Annotated in this window: 19 protein-coding genes; 8 read left to right on the top strand and 11 right to left on the bottom strand. The window is 67.2% G+C overall.

The genetic code is table 11. The features are described from left to right. Positions 1-44 precede the first annotated feature (44 nt). From DIE21_RS09310 to DIE21_RS09300, 3 genes are all read left to right on the top strand, one after another. Positions 45-1007, top strand: coding sequence for a LysR substrate-binding domain-containing protein (locus DIE21_RS09310; protein WP_124497417.1), 963 nt, complete (start codon positions 45-47; stop codon positions 1005-1007). Positions 1008-1185: 178 nt separating this feature from the next. Then, complete coding sequence (frmR, locus tag DIE21_RS09305) at positions 1186-1461, top strand: formaldehyde-responsive transcriptional repressor FrmR (RefSeq protein ID WP_124497469.1); 276 nt, start codon at positions 1186-1188, stop codon at positions 1459-1461. Positions 1462-1517: 56 nt separating this feature from the next. Then, positions 1518-2627, top strand: a complete 1110-nt coding sequence (locus DIE21_RS09300; protein ID WP_124497416.1) for an S-(hydroxymethyl)glutathione dehydrogenase/class III alcohol dehydrogenase — start codon at positions 1518-1520, stop codon at positions 2625-2627. A gap of 223 nt (positions 2628-2850) precedes the next feature. Here the strand turns inward: DIE21_RS09300 and DIE21_RS09295 are convergent, their stop codons facing one another. Together DIE21_RS09295 and DIE21_RS09290 are read right to left on the bottom strand one after the other, a co-directional pair. Continuing rightward, complete coding sequence (locus DIE21_RS09295; RefSeq protein ID WP_124497415.1) at positions 2851-4044, bottom strand: NnrS family protein; 1194 nt, start codon at positions 4042-4044, stop codon at positions 2851-2853. 173 nt (positions 4045-4217) lie between these two features. Beyond that, positions 4218-5243 (bottom strand): AraC family transcriptional regulator, encoded by a 1026-nt coding sequence (locus DIE21_RS09290; RefSeq protein ID WP_124497414.1) that lies wholly within the window; start codon positions 5241-5243, stop codon positions 4218-4220. Positions 5244-5596: 353 nt separating this feature from the next. Here DIE21_RS09290 and DIE21_RS09285 point away from each other — a divergent pair, with 353 nt between their 5' ends. From DIE21_RS09285 to DIE21_RS09265, 5 genes are all read left to right on the top strand, one after another. Further along, a complete protein-coding gene (locus DIE21_RS09285; RefSeq protein WP_124497413.1) occupies positions 5597-6826 on the top strand; it encodes a dienelactone hydrolase family protein in 1230 nt (409 codons plus the stop codon). Between the two features lie 70 nt (positions 6827-6896). Continuing rightward, positions 6897-7685, top strand: coding sequence for an SDR family oxidoreductase (locus tag DIE21_RS09280; protein ID WP_124497412.1), 789 nt, complete (start codon positions 6897-6899; stop codon positions 7683-7685). A gap of 62 nt (positions 7686-7747) precedes the next feature. Further along, positions 7748-8986 (top strand): styrene monooxygenase/indole monooxygenase family protein, encoded by a 1239-nt coding sequence (locus DIE21_RS09275; protein ID WP_124497411.1) that lies wholly within the window; start codon positions 7748-7750, stop codon positions 8984-8986. Between the two features lie 5 nt (positions 8987-8991). Then, positions 8992-9519, top strand: a complete 528-nt coding sequence (locus DIE21_RS09270; RefSeq protein WP_124497410.1) for a flavin reductase family protein — start codon at positions 8992-8994, stop codon at positions 9517-9519. 33 nt (positions 9520-9552) lie between these two features. After that, positions 9553-10512: a transporter gene (locus tag DIE21_RS09265; protein WP_124497409.1), complete on the top strand. Its 960-nt coding sequence runs from the start codon at positions 9553-9555 to the stop codon at positions 10510-10512. Positions 10513-10734: 222 nt separating this feature from the next. Here DIE21_RS09265 and DIE21_RS09260 read toward each other — a convergent pair whose 3' ends face one another. From DIE21_RS09260 to DIE21_RS09220, 9 genes are all read right to left on the bottom strand, one after another. Beyond that, positions 10735-11718: a hypothetical protein gene (locus DIE21_RS09260; protein WP_124497408.1), complete on the bottom strand. Its 984-nt coding sequence runs from the start codon at positions 11716-11718 to the stop codon at positions 10735-10737. Then, a complete protein-coding gene (locus DIE21_RS09255; RefSeq protein ID WP_124497407.1) occupies positions 11715-12233 on the bottom strand; it encodes a (2Fe-2S)-binding protein in 519 nt (172 codons plus the stop codon). The genes DIE21_RS09260 and DIE21_RS09255 overlap by 4 nt, the downstream gene beginning before the upstream one ends. Continuing rightward, positions 12230-14959 (bottom strand): xanthine dehydrogenase family protein molybdopterin-binding subunit, encoded by a 2730-nt coding sequence (locus DIE21_RS09250; RefSeq protein ID WP_124497406.1) that lies wholly within the window; start codon positions 14957-14959, stop codon positions 12230-12232. The genes DIE21_RS09255 and DIE21_RS09250 overlap by 4 nt, the downstream gene beginning before the upstream one ends. A 755-nt stretch (positions 14960-15714) precedes the next feature. Next, a complete protein-coding gene (locus DIE21_RS09245; RefSeq protein ID WP_124497405.1) occupies positions 15715-16689 on the bottom strand; it encodes a type II secretion system F family protein in 975 nt (324 codons plus the stop codon). Between the two features lie 38 nt (positions 16690-16727). Further along, positions 16728-17705, bottom strand: a complete 978-nt coding sequence (locus DIE21_RS09240; RefSeq protein ID WP_124497404.1) for a type II secretion system F family protein — start codon at positions 17703-17705, stop codon at positions 16728-16730. A 34-nt stretch (positions 17706-17739) separates the two neighbouring features. Next, complete coding sequence (locus DIE21_RS09235; RefSeq protein WP_124497403.1) at positions 17740-19107, bottom strand: CpaF family protein; 1368 nt, start codon at positions 19105-19107, stop codon at positions 17740-17742. A 19-nt stretch (positions 19108-19126) separates the two neighbouring features. Further along, the gene (locus DIE21_RS09230) at positions 19127-20335 is read right to left on the bottom strand and encodes an AAA family ATPase (protein ID WP_124497402.1); all 1209 of its coding nucleotides are present in this window, start codon (positions 20333-20335) and stop codon (positions 19127-19129) included. Between the two features lie 21 nt (positions 20336-20356). Then, on the bottom strand, positions 20357-20800 hold the full coding sequence (locus DIE21_RS09225) for a TadE/TadG family type IV pilus assembly protein (RefSeq protein ID WP_124497401.1): 444 nt from the start codon (positions 20798-20800) through the stop codon (positions 20357-20359). Then, positions 20797-21330: a TadE/TadG family type IV pilus assembly protein gene (locus tag DIE21_RS09220; RefSeq protein WP_124497400.1), complete on the bottom strand. Its 534-nt coding sequence runs from the start codon at positions 21328-21330 to the stop codon at positions 20797-20799. The genes DIE21_RS09225 and DIE21_RS09220 overlap by 4 nt, the downstream gene beginning before the upstream one ends. Between the last annotated feature and the right edge of the window lies 1 nt (position 21331).

Genomic DNA, 21331 nt, shown 5'->3' with positions numbered 1-21331 from the left:
ATGATGACAACCTTTCGTTGTCAGGTATCGCACCCCTCGGCACCATGAGCACGATCAAGCTGCATCAACTGCAGGCGCTCGTCGCGAGCGCGGAGGCCGGGAGCATCCGCGGCGCGGCGCGCACGCTCGGCCTGTCGCAGGCGGCCGTCACGCGCGCGCTGCGCGAGCTGGAGGCCAGCGAGCGCCTGCCGCTGCTGGTGCGCGCGCCGGAAGGCATCGGCTTCACCGAATACGGGAAGACCCTGCTCACGCACGCGAAACTCGTGCTCAAGCAGCTCGAGCATGCGCAAAGCGATCTCGAACGGCTGCGCGGGCGCGTCGAGGGGCGGCTGAGCGTCGGCGTCACGCCGTGGCTGACGATGACGTTCCTCGCGGAAACCGTGCTGCAGTTTCGCGAACGGATGCCCGACGTGCGCCTCGAGCTCTACGAGGCGCTGATGGCCGTCGCGCAACCGCTGCTGCGCGACGGCAGCATGGATTTCGCGCTCGGCCACGTGCAGCCCGGTAGCGGCGCGCAGGAATTCGCATTCGAGCCGCTGCTGCGCTACGACACATCGGTCATGGTGCGCGCCGGGCATCCGCATGAGCGCGCGAAGTCGGTGCACGACCTGCTCGAATGCGACTGGGTGCTGAATTCGTCGGCCGACGGCCAGGCCGCGCTCGTCGACTATCTGTTCACGCGGCACGGCGCGCGGATCGACGAACGGCGCATCGTGCGCGCGCAGTCGGTCGCGATGCTGCAGACCATGCTCGAACAGGCCGGCATGTGCACGTGGTGCCCGACGATCCTCGCGGCGGTGCCGCCGTTCGGCGAGCGGATGCGCGTGCTGTCGCTGCAGGAGACCTTCGAGCCGAGCGAACTTGGCATCGTCACGCGTCGCAGCAGCACGCTGAGCGATGCCGCGCGCTGCTTCATCGACTGCCTGCTGCACACGATCCGGCGGCATGCGCGGTCGGCACGCAAAGAGGATCTCGCGCTGTTCCGCACGCTTGCGCTGTTGATCTGACGGCGAACGGCGCCAGCGGGAACCGCGGCGGCGCCGCAACCGCGACTCATCCAGCCGGCTGACTGCGCTTTCCATTCCCGCTCGACGCCCGCCGTGTCGCCCCCCCGGGAATGATCTCGTATACCTCCGCGCCGCAATGTTCTATACTGCCCCCCAGTATCAGGAATCCACCTATCCCATGCCGCATTCCCCCGAAGAAAAGAAACGCGTCCTGACCCGCGTGCGCCGTGTTCGCGGGCAACTGAACGCGCTCGAGCAGGCGCTCGAGGAGGGAGCGGACTGTGGTCCGATACTTCAGCAACTGGCTGCCATCCGCGGCGCGATCAACGGCGTGATGGCCGGCGTGCTCGAAAGCCATTTGCGCGAGGAATTCACCCAGCTCGCGGACGCCCCGCGGCCCGCGTCCGGATCGATCGACGATATCGTGACCCTCGTTCGGTCCTACTTGCGCTGACCGATGCGGGATCGTCGACGTCCGATCCATTCGTTGATTTTTTTATCAGGATTGCCATGAAATCACGTGCCGCAGTTGCATTCGAGGCGGGTAAGCCGCTGCAGATCGTCGAAATCGACGTCGAACCGCCCCGCAAAGGCGAAGTGCTCGTCAAGATCACGCATACCGGCGTGTGTCACACCGACGCCTTCACGCTGTCGGGCGACGATCCGGAAGGCATCTTTCCCGCCGTGCTGGGCCATGAAGGCGCCGGCATCGTGGTGGAAGTCGGCGAAGGCGTGACGAGCGTCAAGCCCGGCGACCACGTCATTCCGCTGTACACCGCCGAATGCGGCGAGTGCCTGTTCTGCAAGAGCGGCAAGACCAATCTGTGCGTGTCGGTGCGCGCCACCCAGGGCAAGGGCGTGATGCCCGACGGCACCACGCGTTTCAGCTACAACGGCCAGCCGATCTACCACTACATGGGCTGCTCGACGTTCAGCGAATACACGGTCGTCGCCGAAGTGTCGCTCGCGAAGATCAACCCGCAGGCGAATCCGGAGCAGGTCTGCCTGCTGGGCTGCGGCGTCACGACCGGCCTGGGCGCGGTGAAGAACACGGCCAAGGTGCAGGAAGGCGACACCGTGGCCGTGTTCGGCCTCGGCGGCATCGGTCTCGCGGTGATCCAGGGCGCCAAGCTCGCGAAGGCCGGCCGCATCATCGCGATCGACACCAACCCCGGCAAGTTCGACCTCGCGCGCGTGTTCGGCGCCACCGATTGCGTCAACCCGAAAGATCACGCCAAGCCCATCCAGCAGGTGATCGTCGAAATGACCGGCTGGGGCGTCGACCACAGCTTCGAGTGCATCGGCAACGTCAACGTGATGCGCGCCGCGCTCGAATGCGCGCACCGCGGCTGGGGCCAGTCCGTCGTCATCGGTGTCGCGGGCGCCGGCCAGGAAATCTCGACGCGCCCGTTCCAGCTCGTCACCGGCCGCCGCTGGCTGGGCACGGCATTCGGCGGCGTCAAGGGCCGCTCCGAACTGCCGGGCATGGTCGAGGAAGCGATGGCCGGCACGATCCAGCTGGCACCGTTCGTCACGCACACGAAGCCGCTCACCGGCATCAACGAAGCGTTCGACCTGATGCACGAAGGCAAGTCCATCCGGACCGTCGTGCATTTCTGAAACACGCGCAAGGAGGCCATTGCGGCCGCCGCAACCGGTCTCCTCGCGCGATACCGCCGGCAAGCCGCGATGCTTGCCGGCGCGACGCATTCTCCGCCCCCTCCGCAATCGGACCGGCAACGGTCATCGTCACGCCATCTCCTGTCCGGCGCGCAATGCGGGTCCGCGGCTTCCGCGGCTGTGCCGCACGCCCTCGCGCCGCCAATCCGACGACGCGCGAGCGTCAATCCTGGCGACCGTCGGCGCGCGGCGACATCAGCACCGGCGCGTAATGCACCGTGTATGCCAAGAACGCGACGATCCAGCACGCACCCGACACATCGAGCCAGACCGCGTACGGCACGCCGGGAATGAGCGGCCCGAACACGCGGATCACGGCCGCACCGATCACCAGCCAGTAACACAGCTGCTCCCACGGGCCCGCGACGAGCATGCGCCCCGTGTGGCCGAGCGCCGTGCGCGTGATCATCGCGATGATCGCCCCGCCGATCGCGCCGACGGTCAACGCATGCACGGCGAGCGAATGCGCGACCACGCCGGCGCACGACAGCGCGAGCAGCACGAAGCCGGCCGGAATCCACAGACAGGACACGTGCAGGATCCACACGATCGGCCGCTTGCCGACGCGCCATGAATGCCATCCCGCGAGGCGCCATGCATGCAGCACGGCGGTGGCGAGCGCAGCGACGATCAGCAGCGTAGCGGGCGCACCGAGCGCGTCCGCGAACAGCGTCAGCGCGACGGCGGGGGCCGCGAGCGCGTCCACGATCCTGAACCGGCGAATCGTGAAGCCGGGAATCGCGTTCATCGTGAACATCGGCACAATGCGGCCGGTGATCACCGCGACGAAGAACACGACGAGCCCCGTCGCCGCGTACGCGGCACGCAGCGCGAGATCGGCCCGCCCCGTCATCACGCAGGCATGGAACAGCGCGTTCAACGCGCCGAACAGCAGCAGCGCGACCGGCAGGAACACGTTGTGCCGGTTCCTCGCCGAAATCAGCACGCGCAACAGCACGACGGCCGTCACCGGCAGGAACAGCGCGTCGACGACGGCCGCGAGCATCGCCGGCCCCGACCAGACGAGCACGCGCCCCGCCAGCCAAAGCAGCCACAGCGCGGCGAGCGCGGGGCCGCGCAACGTTTCGCGCGACGTCCAGGCCCGCGTGGCGGTCAGCAGGAAGCCGACGACGATCGCGGCGACGAAGCCGAAGATCATCTCGTGCACATGCCACATGAGCCCCGTCATCGCACCGCCGCGCCCGGCGGCGGGCACGCCGTGCCAGGCCGCGAGCCACACCGCGACGGCAAGGCTCGCGAACAGCGCGCCGGTCAGATAGAAGGGCCGCAGGCCAAGCTGCAGCAACGGCAGCGTATCGGGCGCCGACGGGGCCCGCATCGGTTCGCTGATTTTCATGTGCGCCTCCGGCAATCCAGGATGACGTCGTTCATCCTAGACCCGTGACGCCAGCGATGGGGCGTGCCCCTACGCGGCGCAGTGGCATCGTCCGCGTTCATGACATGCGTCAAGCCCGCGCTTCACGCATGTGCCAGACTTTCTACCTCGAGCCTGCGTTGCCGGTGCAACCGTCAGCACCGCACGCGCCGCATCCGGAGCGTGGCCGACGGCGATTCCCCGAACGCGCGCTTATAGTCGATCGCGAACCGCCCGAGGTGCGCGAAGCCCCATTTCAGCGCGATGTCCGTCACCGACGCGAGCCCCGGTGTCGCTTCGTCGAGCAGTTCGTCGCGCACATGTTGCAGCCGCAACTGGCGCACGAATGCCATCGGCGTGATGCCGTGCCGATTGCGGAATCCGGCGAACAGCGTGCTCGGGCTGACACCCGCGAGTTCGGCGAGCCGTTCGATCGTCAGCGGCTCGTCGAGATGCGCGCGGATGTATTCCTCGACGCGCCGCACATAGAACGGCGCGAGCGGTGCCGGCGCGGGCCGTGTGCCGTTGCGTGCGCTGTTCGGGTGGCCGTACAGCAACAGATTGAGCAGCGTCGATTCGAGTTGCTCGAACGCGAGCGGATGGCGCAGCGGATGCCCGTCCGTCGCGATCGCGTCGGCGAGCATCGGCAGCATTTGCGCGAGACACGCGCCCTGCTGCGACGACAGGCTGAATTCCGGCTCGAACTCCACCGGCACACGCCGGTGGTCGCCGAAATGCCGCTGCGCATGCCGCTCCATCACCTCGCGCTCGATGCGCAGGATCGCTTGCGGGCACGCCTCGCCCCACCGCATCCTGAGCGGCAGCGTCGGCGACAGCAGCGACGCGGTATCGGGCGACGACACGAAACGCGTCGCGCCGCATTCGATCTCGGCGTCGCCGCGCAGCGGAATCTGCAACAGGTAGAAGTGTTCGAGCGGCCCCGGTTCGATCGACACCTCGCCGCCGTAATCGAGCAGATTCAGCGACAGGTTGCCCCAGCGCGCATGGTGCATGCAGCTGTGCAGCGCACGCGAATCGCCGGTCAGCGTGAGCCGATGCGGCTTGAACACGTCTGCCACGCGCGCGCGCACCTCGTCGAGATCGTTCGACTGCAGCAGCAGCGTGTCGTGATTGAAACAGGCGGCGTCGCCCAGCCAGCCCGTTCCGGAAATTTGCCCCATCGAAGTTCTCCCGTCGTGCTCGATCGCACTTGCGCGGTGCACGCATTCCCGATCCCGGGATTCCCGTCGCACGATCCGGATAGCATCCGGCGTATCCGGACAGTCCGCGTCGTCACCCTACGCAAGCCCTGCGCACCTGACGCAAGAAGCGGACCGTTCGCGCATCGTAGAAAACTGCGCGGGACTTCCGCATCCGCACATACCCGCAGTGCACCGCGTTCCGGCCCCGGCGCGACGGGCCGATCCGCAGGTTTCCGGAATTCGCGGATACCGGCCGAAGAAAGCGGATAGAAGCGCGCGTTTCGTCCGCCAATACTGGATCCATGCAAGCCACGAACAGGATGGAGGGACCCATGCAAGGACAACATATCGAGATCCCGTCGCCGGACGGCGGGGCGTTTCGCGCATACCTGAGCACGCCGGCCGGCGGCACCGGGCCGGGCATCGTGCTGTGTCACGAAATCTTCGGCGCGAACGCGACGATGCGCGACGTGGCCGACTATTACGCCGAGGAAGGCTATACGGTGCTCGTGCCCGACCTGTTCTGGCGTCAGGCCCCCGGCATCGAACTCGGTTACACCGCGGCCGACTTCGAGCGCGCGATGGCGCTGTACCGCGAGTACGACGAAAACAAGGGCGTCGAGGACGTCGCCGCCGCACTGGCCGTGCTGACACAACGGCCGGAATGCACCGGCAAGGCCGGCGTGCTCGGCTACTGCCTCGGCGGCAAGCTCGCGTATCTCGCCGCGTGCCGGCTGCCGGACGTGGCCGCCGCCGTCAGCTATTACGGCGTGGGGATCGAGCAGGCGCTCGACGAGGCCGCTCATCTGCACGGCCGGCTCGTGCTGCAGATCGCCGCGCAGGACCGCTTCTGCCCGCCCGACGCGCAGCAGCGCATCGCCGCGGCGCTGGCGGGGCGCGACGGCGTCGAAGTGTACGTGTACCCGGGCGTCGATCATGCCTTCGCGCGCATCGGCGGCGATCATTTCGACAAGGCGGCCGCGGTCATGGCGCACCAGCGCGCGATCGCCGCGTTCCGCGCGGCGCTCGGCCCGCACTACGACCTGTCCACACTGTGGGAAGAACATCTGCGGCACGAATTCGACACGCGCAACGTCGACGCGACGATGGACACGATGGTCGCGCAACCTTACGTGAACCATATCCCGACGCTGACGGGCGGCGTCGGCTACGACGAGCTCAGGCGCTTCTACACGCATCACTTCGTGCATGCGAACCCGCCCGACACGACGATCACGCCGATCTCGCGCACGATCGGCGCGAGCCAGATCGTCGACGAACTGCTGTTCTGCTTCACGCATACGACCGAGATCGACTGGATGCTGCCCGGCGTCGCGCCGACCGGCAAGCGCGTCGAGATCCCGCTCGTCGCGATCGTCAAGTTCCGCGGCGACAAGCTGTATCACGAACACATCTATTGGGACCAGGCGAGCGTGCTCGTGCAGATCGGCCTGCTGGACGCGGCCGGGCTGCCCGTCGCCGGTATCGAAACGGCGCGCAAGCTGCTCGACGAAACCGTGCCGTCGAACGGGCTGATGCAGCGCTGGCACGACAGCGCGTGATTGCCGGCGGATACGCAGGTGACGCGTCGGACGCGCGTCGCCTTCATTCAATCATTCCAGGAGACACCCCATGACTGCCCTTGCTGGCAAAGTCGCGATCGTCACCGGCGGCGCCACGCTGATTGGCGCCGCCGTCGCGCAGGACCTGAGCCGCGCCGGCGCGTGCGTCGCGATCCTCGACCTCGACGCGGAAAACGGCGCGCGCGTCGCCGATACGCTCGGCGAACGCGGGATGTTCATCGCGACCGACATCACCGACGACCGCGCGATCGAACGCGCGGTGTCGGCCGTCGCCGAACGCTTCGGCTCGATCGACCTGCTGATCAACCTGGCGTGCAGCTACGTCGACAACGGCATCCAGGCCACGCGCCGCGACTGGCTCGCGGCGATGGACGTCAACGTCGTGTCGGCCGCGATGCTGGTCAAGGCCGTTCATCCGTACCTGACGCGGCGCGGCGGCGGCGCGATCGTGAACTTCAGTTCGATCTCCGCGCAGTGCGCGCAGACCGGCCGCTGGCTCTACCCGACCTCGAAGGCCGCGATGCGCCAGCTCACGCGCAGCATGGCGATGGATCTCGCCGCCGACCGGATTCGTGTCAACTCGGTGTCGCCGGGATGGACGTGGTCGCGCGTGATGGACGAGCTGACGCACGGCGACCGCGCGAAGACCGACCGCGTGGCCGCGCCGTTTCATCTGCTCGGCCGCGTCGGCGATCCGTCGGAAGTCGCGCAGGTCGTCACGTTCCTGTGCAGCGACGCGGCGAGCTTCGTGACAGGCGCCGACTACGCGGTGGACGGCGGCTATTCAGCGATGGGCCCCGAGCAGGCAGTGCCGGCGATTCCGCGACTGGCGGAATAACCCGCGCCGCTTCCTTCGTCCACGTCACGACTCACGTAATTCGTTCTACCAAGGATTTCATCATGAAACGCATCGCCATCGTCGGTGCCGGCCAGTCCGGCCTGCAACTCGCCTTCACGCTGCTCGACCAGGGCTATCACGTCACGCTCGCGACCAACCGCGACGCGGAACAGATCCGCGCCGGCAAGGTCATGTCGAGCCAGTGCATGTTCCATACCGCGCTGCAGATCGAGCGCGATCTCGGCCTGAACCACTGGGAAGAAGCGTGCCCGTCCGTCGAAGGCATCGGTATCGCGGTGCCGCATCCGGGCGGCAACGGCCGCAAGGCGATCGACTGGTCGTCGCGGCTGACCCGCTATGCGCAATCGGTCGACCAGCGCGTGAAAATGGCCGACTGGCTCGACGCGATCCGGCGCCGTGGCGCCGACGTGCGCATCTGCGACGTCGGCGTGCCCGAACTCGAGGACCTCGCGCGCACCCACGACCTCGTGCTGCTCGCGGCCGGCAAGGGCGACATCGTCAACCTGCTGGGCCGCGACGACGCGCGCAGCGCGTTCGAGCGCCCGCAACGCGCGCTGGCCCTCACCTACGTAAAAGGCATGACGCCGAGCCAGCCGTATTCGCGCGTGCGCTTCAACCTGCTGCCCGGCATCGGCGAATACTTCGTGTTCCCCGCGCTGACCACGACGGGCCCGTGCGAAATCATGGTGTTCGAAGGGATCCCCGGCGGCCCGCTCGACTGCTGGGCCGACGTGAAGACACCCGAGCAGCATCTCGACCGCAGCCTGTCGTTCCTGCAGCAGTATGTGCCGTGGGAGTTCGAACGCTGCCGCGACGTCGAGCTCACCGATCCGAACGGCACGCTGTCCGGGCGCTTCACGCCGACCGTGCGCAAGCCGTTCTTCCGCCTGCCGTCGGGCCGCACCGTGTTCGGCATGGCCGATGCGGTGGTCGTCAACGATCCGATCACCGGCCAGGGCTCGAACAATGCGGCGAAATGCGCGAAGGTGTACGGCGACGCGATCCTCGCGCGCGAAGCCGCGCCGTTCGACGAAGGCTGGATGCACGACACGTTCGAACGCTACTGGGCCTATGCGCAGCACGTCGTGCGCTGGACCAACTCGCTGCTCACCCCGCCGCCGCCGCACATTCTCGAACTGCTCGGCGCCGCCGGCCAGCGGCCGACGCTGGCCGCAACGATCGTCGACGGCTTCGACGACCCGCGCCAGTTCGCGCCGTGGTGGTTCGAGCCGTCGGCCTGCGCGGCGCTGATCCGCGAACACGCCGCACGTTCGGAGTAAGCGACATGGACACCACCGCTTCCTGCAGTCCGGCCCTTGACCCGCTGCAATTGCGCGCCGCATTCGGGCAGTTTCCGACCGGCGTCACCGTGATCACCACGCGCTCGCCGGACGGGCGCAAGGTCGGCCTCACCGCCAATTCGTTCTCGTCGCTGTCGCTCGACCCGCCGCTCGTGCTGTGGAGCCTGCGCAAGGTCGCACCGAGCCGCCCCGATTTCGTCGCGGCCACGCACTTCGCGATCAACATCCTCGCGCACGACCAGATCGAGCTGTCGCGCCGTTTCGCGACGCCGTGCGCCGACAAGTTCGACGGCGTGCCGCACGTGGACGCCGCTGCAGGCGGCGTGCCCTGCCTCGACGGCTCGAGCGCACGTTTCGTGTGCCGCAACGTCGGCCATTACGAAGGCGGCGACCACCTGCTGTTCATCGGTCAGATCGAGGCATTCGATACGAACGGCCATGCGCCGCTCGTGTTCCATGCAGGCCAGTATCGCGCGATCTCGGCACATCCCGATCTTTCTCGCACCATTTGATTAGTCATACATATAAATATTCAGGAGGTGGTGATGATGAAATGCGGCTCTCGCCTGCTTGCAATCGCGGGCCTCGTGTTCGCCGGCCTGACCGGACACGCGCCGGCCCATGCGACCGACCTGCCGTCGGTCAATCTCGGGATGACCAGTTTCCTCGACGGGATGCCGCCGGCAGGCTCCGGCTGGTACGGCACGCAGTATCTCGAGTACTACACGGCCGGCCGCATCAACGACAATGCCGGCAACAAGGTCGGGCTGCCGAAGCAGGACATCGACCTGTTCGCAGGGCTGAGCCAGCTCGTCTACCAGTCGCCGCTGACGTTCGGCGGCATGCATCCCGGGCTCGACGTGATCCTGCCGTGGGTGGCGGCCGTGCATGCGAACGACGGGATCGGCAACGTCGCGCTGAATTCCCGTGCCGGGTTCGGCGACCTGCTGGTCGGCCCGTTCATCCAGTTCGATCCGGTGATGGGCGCGCGGGGCCCGCGCTTCGCACAGCGGGTGGAATTCCAGTTCATCGCGCCGACAGGTGCATACGATCCGGCGCGCGCGATCAATCCGGGCAGCCATTTCTGGTCGTTCGATCCGTACTGGGCCGCGACGTTCTGGGTCACGCCGAAGTGGACCGTGTCATGGCGGCTGCACTATCTGTGGAATGCGACCAATCACGCGCCGGCGAGCGCGCTCGGGCCCGACGTGAGCTCGACGCAGGCCGGTCAGGCCGTGCACGCGAACTTCGCGACCGAGTATGAAGTGCGCCCCGGGTTGCGACTGGGACTGAACGGCTACTGGCTGCGGCAGACCACCGACATGAAGGCGAACGGGCAGGACGTTTCCGGCACGCGCGAAGCCGTGCTCGCGATCGGGCCGGGCGCGATGGTCAGCTTCTCGCCGCAGGATCACCTGATGTTCAACGCGTATTTCGAAGTCTATGCGCGCAACCGGCCGCAGGGCACGCGGATGGTGCTGCGGTACGTGCATCATTTTCAGTGACGCGCAATCCCGGCCGGCGACGCCGGCCGATCTCGCATCACGAACGAGAGACACGCGTTCGGCGCGCAGACGCGTGTCCGTTGGCTCTCGGAATGGCCGGCCCCGACGGCCGCGCACCGGCCAACGTGGCCGCGCGGATCATCGTGGGCGAACTCGGCAAGGCAGCGGACGCACCGGGCGAGGGGCGGTCGTGACACGCCGGTACGGCGAATCGCGCGCGGCCTATTTCGCCGCCTGCGCGGCCGGCGTGAAGCTGCACTTCGGATCGTTCTTGCCGCGCGCCGAACAGCATTCGAGCAGGTCGCTCACCGACTTCGCGTTGGCCGCATTCCATTCGTAGAGGCTCTTGTTGTTGTCGATCGGCATCCAGTGCGTCAGCGGATACCGGCTCGCGCGCGCGTTGCTGCCTTTCGGCGGCGGCAGCAGCCCGGCGGCGAGCGGCACGTAGATCTTGCAGCTGTTCTGGTCGCCGATCCGGTGACAGCCGATGCAGGTATTGCCGGGCGTGCTGATCGCATGCGATGTCCACGACGCGAAGTCGGCGCCGAGATTCACGTACTTGCCCCACGGATCGGTCGGCACCTTGTTCCATACCTGCCCGATCCACGGGCTGTACATGACCGGGCTCGCATCGTGACAGGATACGCAGCGCTTCGTCGCGGTCGCGGCCGGCTTCCACCAGAACTCGGCCGCGGACGGATGGCCGGGCGGCGGCGTCGTCTCGTTCGGCGGCGGCACGCGCGCTGCGTTCATGCCGGCCGTGCCGCCCTTCTCCGCATGGAACCAGCAGGTCTTGCCGTTGCCCGCATGGTGCAGCACGATGTCGACTTCGTCGTAGTACGGACTGCGGTTCGCGCGGATCTGCTTGCGACGGCAAAACGCCGAGATCTGCGTGTCGCCGTGGGACAGGTCGAGGATCTTCGAATACGGCGTGCACTGCCCGGACGTCGGCGCGTCATACGGCAGCAGCGCCGGGCGATCGCACGTCATGTGCGCCGCATAGCGCACGGGCACGCGGCCGTTGACGGTGATCGGCACATCGGTGCCGGCGTTGCAGTCGAACGCGGGAATCTCGCCGATTTCGTCGGTGCACTGCTGCGCATACGCATGCAGCGAAGTATCGCCGTCGTCCGCCGCGAGCGCGACCGGCGCAACCTGCACGGCCAGCAATATCGCCAGCGCGGCGACGCAGGTTCTCGTCGTCATGCCGCCCCCTTGGTGTAGCGCAGCGCCACCTTGCGAATGGCCTCGATGTACTTGACGTAGCCGGTGCACCGGCAGATGTTGCCGCCGACCCAGGTTTCGATCATCGCGTCCAGATCGCGCTCGTGCACCGGCTGCGCGCGCAGATGGTCGAGCATCGCGGTCGCGGCCATCAGGAAGCCCGACGCGCAGTAGCCGCACTGGAACGCGAACGATTCGAGAAAGCTCTGCTGCAGCGGCGACAGCGCACCGCCCTGCGCGAGCCCTTCGATCGTGTACACGTGCATGTCCGCCATCGCGCTGACCGGCGTCGAGCACGACAGTGTCTTTTCCATCGGCGCATCGGGCGCGTTGCGCACGCCGACCGTGCACGCGCGGCACACGCCGATGCCGCAGCACAGCTTCGTGCCCGTCAGGTCCCGCCGCTCGTGCAGGAAGTCGATGAGGTTCATGTCGCCGTCGGCGGCGTCTGCTTCGACGCGCTTGCCGTTGATGGTCATCCGGACCGGATTGCTCATTGCAGTGCCTCCCGAATCTTCTCCGGCGTCACGGGCGTCACCCGGAACCGCCGCCCCGTCGCCATCGCGAGCGCATTGAGCAGCGCCGGCGCGATCGGACACATCACCGCTTCCGCAATGCCGCGTGCATTCGCCGGATCGCCGGCCGGCGGCGGCAAGGCGATCAGTTCCTGCACGGGGATGTCCGGCAGCCGCGTGACCTCGTAGCGATCGAGATTCCATCGGCCGCCGCCCGGTCCGTCGGGCCCCAGCGGACAGGTTTCGGTCAGCACGTTGCCGATCCCCATCGCGACCGCGCCCTGCGACTGCCCTTCGACGAGTTCCGGCGACAACTGCCGGCCGACGCTCACGGCCGTCACCACGCGTTCGACCTTCACGCGCCCGGTCGCCGAATCGACGGCCACCGCGACGAGCGTCGCCGACGGCGCGTAGGTCGTGCGCCCATAGAGTGTCGTATTGACCGGTGGCGGCTGCAGCACGCGCTGCAGCGGCGCCAGGCGATACGGGTCGAGGCCGACCGCCACGTAGTCGTAGTCGATCTGCGCACTGCCGGACGCGAACGGATAGGTGCCCTTCCAGAAGTACCCGGCATAGCTCGCATGCACGGCCGCGACCGTCTGCAGGCCCAGCTTCCTGATCGTGCCGAGCAGCGCCGGCCACGCAATCGGCGCGAGGCCGTTCGCGACAAGCGCACGATCGACCCAGCGCACGTCCTCGGCCCGTACGGGCACGCCCCACCACGCACGCGCGGCCGGCAGCACGCTTTGCAGAAACAGCGCCTGCGCGGCGCCCTTCACCGCGTGGTACTGATGGAATGCGCCGAGGCACGCGCTCGACGAACCATAGTTGTAGCGCACCCACTTCGAATCGCTCGGCTTGGCCTTCGGGTTGAGCCCGAGCGCGTTGAACGGTCCGATCTCGCTCATCGCAATCGTTTGCGCGTTTTGCCCGAGAAACTCGGCCGGCGCGAGACCGAGCGTCGTGGCCGCGCCGTTGCCCATGTCGGTATACGGCGTGACCACGCGCAGGCTGCTGTCGGGCAGGATCTGCACCATCCCGAACATCCCGTCGCCGGAGGTGCCGTACGCCTCGTTCGCCATCGCGAGACCGACGCCGTAGCGGAGGTTGCGTGCGTTGCGCTCGGCGCGCGCCTGCTCGCGCTCGAGCCATAGCGGATGACGCTCGAGCCGGTCGAGCAGCGCGTCGAGCTGCAGGTCGAACAGGATCGGTGCACCCGTGATCGCGCGTCCCTTGCCGGGACCGGGCGCCTTGCCGAGCAGATTGGCGCGCCGGATCTCGAACGGCGAGAGGCCGAGCTGGCGCGCGGCCTCGTCCATCAGCGTCTCGATCGCCATGAACGCCTGCGGCCCGCCGAAGCCGCGCTGCGACCCACCGAAGACTTCCCGCGTGTAGGTCGATGCGGCCTGCGCGCGTGCGCGCGGGATCTCGTAGCAGCTCATCGCGCTCAATGCGGCAAGCTGCGCAACGTACGGCGACAGGTTCTTCTTCCCGCCGCCATTCATCAGGAAATCGCAGGTGATCGCTTCGAGCTTGCCGCGACGGTCGAACCACAGCGATTCGGAAAACTGCGTCTCGCAGCGTTTCAGGCCGACCTGGAATTGTTCGTAGCGCGACTGCTGCCAGCGCAGCGCACCCTTCGCGAACGGTGCCGCCAGCGCCAGATACAGCGGGAAATAGGACTTGTCGCGTCCGCCGAAGCCGCCGCCCGGATAGCACGCGATCACATGCGCCGCCTTGACCGCGACGTCGCTGCCGTCGAACAGCGCGCACGCGCCGGTCGCATCGTCGTTCGCCGACTGCGTGCCGAGCACGAGGCTGATTGTCGCGGCCGACGCGTCGTACCATGCGAGTCCCGCCTCGGGCTCCATGAACATCGGGTCCATCGCCGGCGTCTCGAAGCCGTCGTCGCCGGTCGCCCGAACGCCGATCCACGTGCCGGCGGCCACATTGCGGGCAATCGTCGCGTCGATGTTGGCGACCGCCGCCTCGCGTTCCTCCAGGTACTTCGCGGTCGGCTTGCCGTTGCTGTCGGTCTGGTAGTTGTCGACGTAGCTGAACCGTCGTTCGTCGTCGCGCACGTAGAGGGTCACGGGCGCATACGGCACGACCGGTGCGGCCTGGCCCGGGCCGACCGGCGCGCCGTAGCGGATCACGCCGCGATTGAAGTCGAGCAGTTTCTTCGCGCGGCGATAGACGTCGAAGTTCTCGAAGATCAGCAGCGCGGCCGGTTGCCCGTAGCAGTCCGCCGGATAGCCGGCCCGCGCGAGCCAGTAGATGTCCTGGTTCGCGATCGGATCGGGTTCCGGTGCCAGCGGAATCCGGCGCGCGCTCAGCAATGCGTTGTCGACGACGGCGATGGGTCGCAGTTCCGGCGGCAGCACGCCGAGGTCGTAGCCTTGGTACACGGCGTCGACGCGGTCGCAGCGCAGCGCATAGAGCCAGTTTTCCTGCTGCGGCCAGCCGACGAAGTCGCGGGACTTGAAGTCGCGCGCGTAAATCTTCTGGCCCGTTACCTTCGGCATGCCGTCGATGCGCCAGCGCGCCTTGCCGGGCACGGGCGCCCAGTTCGGACCGTTCGCATCGGCCTGCGTCTCGCCGGCGGCGAGCACGACGGCCGGCAAATGGGTGACCGAAACGGCGACGACGGCGCCGCTACCCGCGAGCTTCAGAAACGTCCGGCGTGTCACAGGCACATGGATGGCCATGCTGCGTCCCTCGTTCGAATTGTTATGTCGGTCCGTCGACTGCGCGACGCGCGTCGCCACGCCGGCCGCATGCGGGCCTGGGCGCGCGGGCGCCGATGCGCAGGGTATCGGTGAGAAAGCGGCGTTCAGGGCGCGCCTGGGGGCGCGCCGGCTGTCAGGAATCGGGAGGTAGGGGATGCGCAACGATGCCCGGCGGCTTCGCGGGTTCGCTCCACACGGGTGTGTGCCGGCTCGATGAAGCGTCAGGCCGCGTGCGTCGCGCAGTATGTTCGGTCATGATTCCCCCGGCCTTGATCGTGGATGACTGGCCTGTTTTCCGTATCGTCGGGCAGTCGCTTGATTTTCGGGTGTTGTGTTCGATCTATCCGGGATGCAGGTCAATCGTCCCGTTCGCACCGTCATTCAAGCCTGATTTTGAATAATCCTAGGAATTCGAACCGGGGATTTCAAGGGGAATTTCGGGCAGCATGCGCCGTGCGGACCGATCGCTTCGGATCGGCTTTCAGTCCGGCCGGCGCGCGGCCGCGGCTGCGTTCGAGGTCAGCCGTAGGGGGCCACCCGCGCGGGCAGTGGACTACGGCTGTATCCAGGGTCGACCATGGGTCCGGGTTGCGTTGACGCCGCTATGATCGACCTGTCTCGCGACGCAGCCCGGGGGGGAGAAGGAGCCTCCCATGAAGACGGTGAGCGTGCCGGTCGACGGGTGATGCCGTGCCGGCACGCAAATCCGTTTCGCGCGGCGTTCCGCGCCGCGCTCAGTGCCCGACGCCAGTGAAGGTCGGCAGCAGCACGCGATACACGTGAATCATGGCCGGCCCCAGCAACACGCACATCAGCGCCGGGAAGATGCAGAAGATCAGCGGGAACAGCAGCTTCAGCGCAATCTTCGCGGCGCGCTCCTCGGCCCGCATCCGCCGCCGCGTGCGCAGCATGTCCGAGAGCACGCGCAGCGATTCGGCGATGCTCGTGCCGAAGCGATCGGCCTGGATCAGCATCGCGCAGAACGATTCGATGTCCTCGACGCCGGTCCGCAGTGCGAAATTGCGCAGCGCGGTTTCCTTCGTGAACCCGGAACGCATCTCGAGCAGCAGCAAGTCGAGCTCGCCCGCGACCACTTCGCTGCGAAAGCGCAGTTCCTCGCTCACCCTCATCAGCGCCGCATCGAGCCCGAGCCCTGCCTCGACGCATACGGTCAGCAAGTCCAGCGCATCCGGGAAGTCCTCGAAGATCACCCGCTGACGCGTCGCGATCCGCCTCGAGAGGATCACGTTCGGCACGTAGTAACCGAGCCCGGCAAGCGCGACGAGGATGATCGACAGCAGCATGCGTTGATCCGCGAGCCGGGTCGTGGCGAGCGCCAGCAGCGCAGCGCCCGGCAGCGCGAGCGCGAGCACCGTCTTCGCCGCGAAGTAAAGCGCGCCCGCGTTCGGATCGCGCCAGCCGGCATTCATCAGCCGGATCCGCAGCGGCGAATTCTCCCAGCCCTCCTGCGGCAGCGACAGCCGGGAAATCGGTTGCGACAGCTCGACGAGTTTCGCGACCCAGCGCGATGTTTGCCCGCCGCCGTCGTCCGCGCCGGCGCCGACGCCCACACTTGCCCCGCTCGCCTGCTGGATTCGGCGCTCCATGTTGCGCGGCGCAAACAGCAGCAACGCAACCAGCACGCCGCCGGCGACGAAAATGAACAAGCCGGCCAGCATCACGGTATGTATTACGCTCAGGTTTTGCATGACAGCCTCGAATCGGTTCGTGAAGCCTGAGACACGCGTCAGACGCGAATCCGGATGATGCGGCGAATCCACAGCAGGCCGAATGCCATCGACCCGAGCATCACGCCAACCATCTTGATGCCGGCCGGATCCTGCCAGAGCACCGACAGAAACTCCCGGTTCAACACCGCCATCATGCCCGCGGTGCCGAACGGCAGCAGCCCGAGGATCCAGGCCGACAGCCGCCCTTCCGCCGACAGCACGCGGACCTTGTCGAACAGCTTGAAGCGCTCGCGAACCAGCGCTGCGATGCTGTCGAGCAGTTCGGCCAGGTTGCCGCCGGTCTCGCGCTGGATCAGCACCGCGATCACGAAGTAGCGCAGGTCGTGGGCCGGCACGCGCGTCGCGAGGTTCACCAGCGCATCGTGCAGCGATACGCCGTAATTGATCTCGTCGAACGTGATCCGGAATTCGCCTCCCATCGGATCGGGAAACTCCTCGCCGACCATCCCGAGCGCGCTCGTAAACGAGTGGCCGGAGCGTAGCGCGCGCGCGATCATGTCGCAGACGTCCGGCAGTTGGCGCTCGAGCTTGAGCATCCGCCGGTTGCGGTGCCGCATCACGTACATTGTCGGCAGGCACGCGGTCACGAGCGCAATCGGCACCACGGCGATCAGCGGCAACGCGGTGACGATCAGGCCCAGCGTCGCGACCACCGGAAATGCGGCGCTGAGCACGGCCAGTTTCGCAACTGTCCAGTCGAGCCCCGATTGCTGCAGCAGCAGGTCCAGCGACTGCACGCGCGGCACGCGCAGCAACAGCCGGTCGAACGGTTTCGACTCGTCGAGCATCCGCTTCTTGAGAATCGACAGCCGCTCCTGCTGCACGCTGCCGCCGGCCGACATCGCGCGCAGGCGCGACTCGATCCGGCGCGCCGCGGCACCGTGGCGCGTGTTCCACCATTGATAGACGCCTTCGATCGCGAGCACGACCGCGACGAAGGTGAGAATCACAAAACCGTAAAAGATCGAGTCCATGAGACCCTCCCCGGATTCAGACGACCGCGCGTCGTCACTTCGTCTCGTAGCGCTGCGCCGGGTCGTACAGCGAATCCGGCAGGTTGATGCCGAACGCCTGCAGCCGATCGGCGAACTTCGGCCGCACGCCGGTCGCGCAGAAGTGTCCGCGCACCGTGCCGTCGCGATCCATGCCGGTGCGCTTGAAGGTGAAGATCTCCTGCATGTTGATGATGTCGCCTTCCATCCCGGTCAGCTCCTGGATGCTGACGATCTTGCGCTTGCCGTCGGTGAGCCGCGTCGCCTGGACCACCACCGAGATCGCCGACGCGATCTGCTGGCGCATCGTCTTCGGCGGCAGCGTCAGGCCGCCGACGCTGATCATGTTCTCGAGCCGCGTGAGCGCATCGCGCGGCGTGTTCGCGTGGATCGTCGCGAGCGAGCCTTCGTGGCCGGTGTTCATCGCATTGAGCATGTCGAGCGCTTCCGCGCCGCGCACTTCGCCGAGAATGATCCGGTCCGGCCGCATCCGCAGCGCGTTGCGCACGAGCGTGCGTTGCGTGATCTCGCCCTTGCCCTCGATGTTCGGCGGCCGCGTTTCGAGCCGCAGCACGTGCGGTTGCTGCAGTTGCAGTTCGGCCGCGTCCTCGATCGTCACGATCCGCTCCGTTCTCGGAATGAAGCCCGACAGGATGTTGAGCAGCGTCGTCTTGCCGCTGCCGGTGCCACCCGACACGAGCACGTTCACTTTCGCCTGGGCCAGCGCATCGAGCAATTCCGCCATCGGCGGCGTGAGACTCTGGTAACTCACGAGGTCGTCCATCTTCAGCGGGTTCACCGCGAAGCGCCGGATCGACATCAGCGGCCCGTCGATCGCCGACGGCGGAATGATCGCGTTCACACGCGAGCCGTCCGGCAGACGCGCGTCGACCATCGGCGTCGATTCGTCGATGCGGCGCCCGACGCGCGACACGATCTTCTCGATCACCTTCATCAGGTGCGCGTCGTCGTAGAACGTCACGTCGGTCAGTTCGAGCTGACCGCTGCGCTCGACATAAACCTGCCGATAGGTATTCACGAGGATGTCGGAAATGCCGGGGTCGCGCAGCAGCGCCTCCAGCGGGCCGAAACCGAACATTTCGTCGTACACGTCGATCGCGAGCTGGCGCCGCTCGATGTCGTTCGCGGGCAGGCGCCCCTCGTCGAGAATGCGCGAGATCAGCGCCGCGATTTCCTGCCGGACCTGTTCCTGCGGCAGGCGTGACAGACGCTCCAGCTCGACGCGTTCGAGCACCGCCAGGTGAATTTCACGGCGCAGCTTCTGGTATGCGTTGCGTACCGACGAATGCGTCGCACCTGCCGGTTCGGTGCCCGCCGCCTGCGGCTGCGTCCGGTACAAGGACATCTGTTCGCGCAATGACATGATGGTTTCCCCGAAAGATTCACATGGACTTGAGCTTCGGCGTGGCCTTGCGGCCGAACAGCCGGGACATCAACGGTTCGCTGCTGGACGTGCCGCGCTTCGTGCGCACGTCCCCTTCGACGATCTGCTTCGCGCAGGCCTGCAACGCACGCGTCACCGCGGCGCCGCGTGCGACGCGCGAGGCCGGATGCCCCTGGTCGAGCGCTTCGCGCACGGTGTCGACGTCGTCCGGTATCGTGCTGCTGGCGTGCAGGCCGAGCACTTCCTCGAGCGCGGCGCGGGACCGTTCGCTCGCGCGCGTCATTCGATTCACCACCAGCCGCAACTGGTCGGTCGGGTAGCCGAGCGACACGAGAATCTCCAGCAGCCGGCGGCCCGCGCGCACGTGCGGCATCGCGGGCTGCAGCACGAGCTGGATCTGGTCGCTGCGATCCAGCGCGATCATCGACAGCGGATTGATGCTGACGCCGATGTCGAAGATCACGAAGTCGTAGCGCGGCGCCGCGACGCCGAGGATCCATTCGAGCGCGTCCTCGCGCATCTCGGCGGCCTTGACCGGGTCGCCCGCGCCCGCGAGCACGTGGAACGTCGGCGTCACGTGCGCGACGCTCGCGTCGAGAAACGCGCCGTCGAGCCGTTCGATCTGCGTGCACAGCTGCGGCAGCGTCGACGGCGGCGTCTCGTCGCTGACGAGGAACGCGGCATCCGCGAACTGCTGGTTGAGATCGACCAGCAGCACGCGGCGCTTGAAGCCTTCGGCGATCTCGTACGCGACGTTGCTCGCGACGAAGCTCGTGCCTGCGCCCCCCTTGCACGACATGAACGACACGAAGCGCGTATCGTCGCTGTCGCGCCGCGTGCTTTGCGCGGCGGCGCGTTCGAGCGCACGGGCGAGCGCCGCGGGGTCGATCGGCCACTGCAGCACGTCGCGCGCGCCGGCGCGCATCGCGTCCAGCAGCACGTGCGGCGCCGCATCCGCGGTCACCAGGATGCCGGTCAGGCCCGGGTGCAGCCGGCAAATCCGCTCGATCGCCGACAGCTCGGCCCCATCGGTCGTCGCGCCGTCGATCAGCAGGATGTCGAATGAATCGAGCCCGTCGGTGCGATGCTCGATCTGGGACGGCCGTCCATGCGCGCGCGTCACGCGATAGTGTCCGCTGTCGGTGACCAGGCGCGCGATCTGCGTGAGCCGGGCGGTATCTTCGGCAGCTACGAGGATATTGATCATGGCTGTGCCTCGTCGGTTCGATTATTGACAGGCGGTGCCGCCCGTCGATGAATTCAGGCTTTCCCGCGACAACGTCGTGGTGAATGGCGGCATCGTGATCGCGACATTCGCGATCGGAATCATCGTCCTGACCGTCACGTTGGTGATGCTGACCGTCACGAACGAGCAGGAGCTCACGTCGCAGCCCGATGGCGTGTAGGCCACCGACACGTTCGCGTTCGACAGGATCGGCAGCATCGACTTCACGCGCTTCACGACGCCGGCGGCGTTCACGTCGCAGACGATCGCCGTGCGTGCGCCGAGCCGGATGGCTTCGGTCGCGGTGTTCCAGTAAAACAGCACGCGCCCGAACTCGAAGATGCCGATCAGCAGCATGATCAGGATCGACGCGATCAGCGCGAACTCGACGATCGTCGCGCCACGTTGGACGCGGCGGCGCGACAGCGGAAAGGGGCGCGCGTTCATGACACTTGCCTCATCACGGTGATGATGTTGCCGAAGGTGATCGAGGACAGCCCCGGGTAGGCCGGAATCGGCTGGTACTGGTAGCCCTTCACCTTCACCTCGACGACGTTGATGCTGCCGGTCGCCGTGCCGCTTGCCGCGTTGTTGGTCGAGTCGTACGTCGGCAGGTTCGCGAACTGCGGCGGGTCGGACGCGTCGGCGCAATCGGTCGAATGCGCGGCGTCGCAGACGATCACCATCGACGTCGTGAGCCCCGGCACCAGTTCGGTGCCGGCGGAGCCGCACGTGGTGCTGCCGTACACGACGAGGCACTGCGCCTGCGCGAGCGGATACGCGCTGTCGGTCGGCAGAAAGACCGACAGGTAGCGCGCCGCGTTGCGCGTCGCCTTGGTGATGGTCTCGTACTGGTAGATCGCGCGGCCGAACTCGGCCACGCCGGTCGCGAGCACGATCATCGGCATCAGCACGAGCGCGAACTCGACCGCGGCGACACCGCGCATGCGTGACCGGCGAATCGGGAGCCTTTTCATG

Source organism: Burkholderia sp. Bp9140 (genome assembly GCF_003853425.1).
Lineage (GTDB): Bacteria > Pseudomonadota > Gammaproteobacteria > Burkholderiales > Burkholderiaceae > Burkholderia.
The sequence above is the reverse complement of the archived record's forward strand: the minus strand, read 5'-3'. Positions and strand labels throughout refer to the sequence as shown.

Excerpts from the sequence above, each read along its gene's own strand:
- DIE21_RS09310 (WP_124497417.1), top strand. The coding sequence starts at position 45 with ATGAGCACGATCAAGCTGCATCAACTGCAGGCGCTCGTCGCGAGCGCG.
- frmR (WP_124497469.1), top strand. The coding sequence starts at position 1,186 with ATGCCGCATTCCCCCGAAGAAAAGAAACGCGTCCTGACCCGCGTGCGC.
- DIE21_RS09300 (WP_124497416.1), top strand. The coding sequence starts at position 1,518 with ATGAAATCACGTGCCGCAGTTGCATTCGAGGCGGGTAAGCCGCTGCAG.
- DIE21_RS09295 (WP_124497415.1), bottom strand. The coding sequence starts at position 4,044 with ATGAAAATCAGCGAACCGATGCGGGCCCCGTCGGCGCCCGATACGCTG.
- DIE21_RS09290 (WP_124497414.1), bottom strand. The coding sequence starts at position 5,243 with ATGGGGCAAATTTCCGGAACGGGCTGGCTGGGCGACGCCGCCTGTTTC.
- DIE21_RS09285 (WP_124497413.1), top strand. The coding sequence starts at position 5,597 with ATGCAAGGACAACATATCGAGATCCCGTCGCCGGACGGCGGGGCGTTT.
- DIE21_RS09280 (WP_124497412.1), top strand. The coding sequence starts at position 6,897 with ATGACTGCCCTTGCTGGCAAAGTCGCGATCGTCACCGGCGGCGCCACG.
- DIE21_RS09275 (WP_124497411.1), top strand. The coding sequence starts at position 7,748 with ATGAAACGCATCGCCATCGTCGGTGCCGGCCAGTCCGGCCTGCAACTC.
- DIE21_RS09270 (WP_124497410.1), top strand. The coding sequence starts at position 8,992 with ATGGACACCACCGCTTCCTGCAGTCCGGCCCTTGACCCGCTGCAATTG.
- DIE21_RS09265 (WP_124497409.1), top strand. The coding sequence starts at position 9,553 with ATGATGAAATGCGGCTCTCGCCTGCTTGCAATCGCGGGCCTCGTGTTC.
- DIE21_RS09260 (WP_124497408.1), bottom strand. The coding sequence starts at position 11,718 with ATGACGACGAGAACCTGCGTCGCCGCGCTGGCGATATTGCTGGCCGTG.
- DIE21_RS09255 (WP_124497407.1), bottom strand. The coding sequence starts at position 12,233 with ATGAGCAATCCGGTCCGGATGACCATCAACGGCAAGCGCGTCGAAGCA.
- DIE21_RS09250 (WP_124497406.1), bottom strand. The coding sequence starts at position 14,959 with ATGGCCATCCATGTGCCTGTGACACGCCGGACGTTTCTGAAGCTCGCG.
- DIE21_RS09245 (WP_124497405.1), bottom strand. The coding sequence starts at position 16,689 with ATGCAAAACCTGAGCGTAATACATACCGTGATGCTGGCCGGCTTGTTC.
- DIE21_RS09240 (WP_124497404.1), bottom strand. The coding sequence starts at position 17,705 with ATGGACTCGATCTTTTACGGTTTTGTGATTCTCACCTTCGTCGCGGTC.
- DIE21_RS09235 (WP_124497403.1), bottom strand. The coding sequence starts at position 19,107 with ATGTCATTGCGCGAACAGATGTCCTTGTACCGGACGCAGCCGCAGGCG.
- DIE21_RS09230 (WP_124497402.1), bottom strand. The coding sequence starts at position 20,335 with ATGATCAATATCCTCGTAGCTGCCGAAGATACCGCCCGGCTCACGCAG.
- DIE21_RS09225 (WP_124497401.1), bottom strand. The coding sequence starts at position 20,800 with ATGAACGCGCGCCCCTTTCCGCTGTCGCGCCGCCGCGTCCAACGTGGC.
- DIE21_RS09220 (WP_124497400.1), bottom strand. The coding sequence starts at position 21,330 with ATGAAAAGGCTCCCGATTCGCCGGTCACGCATGCGCGGTGTCGCCGCG.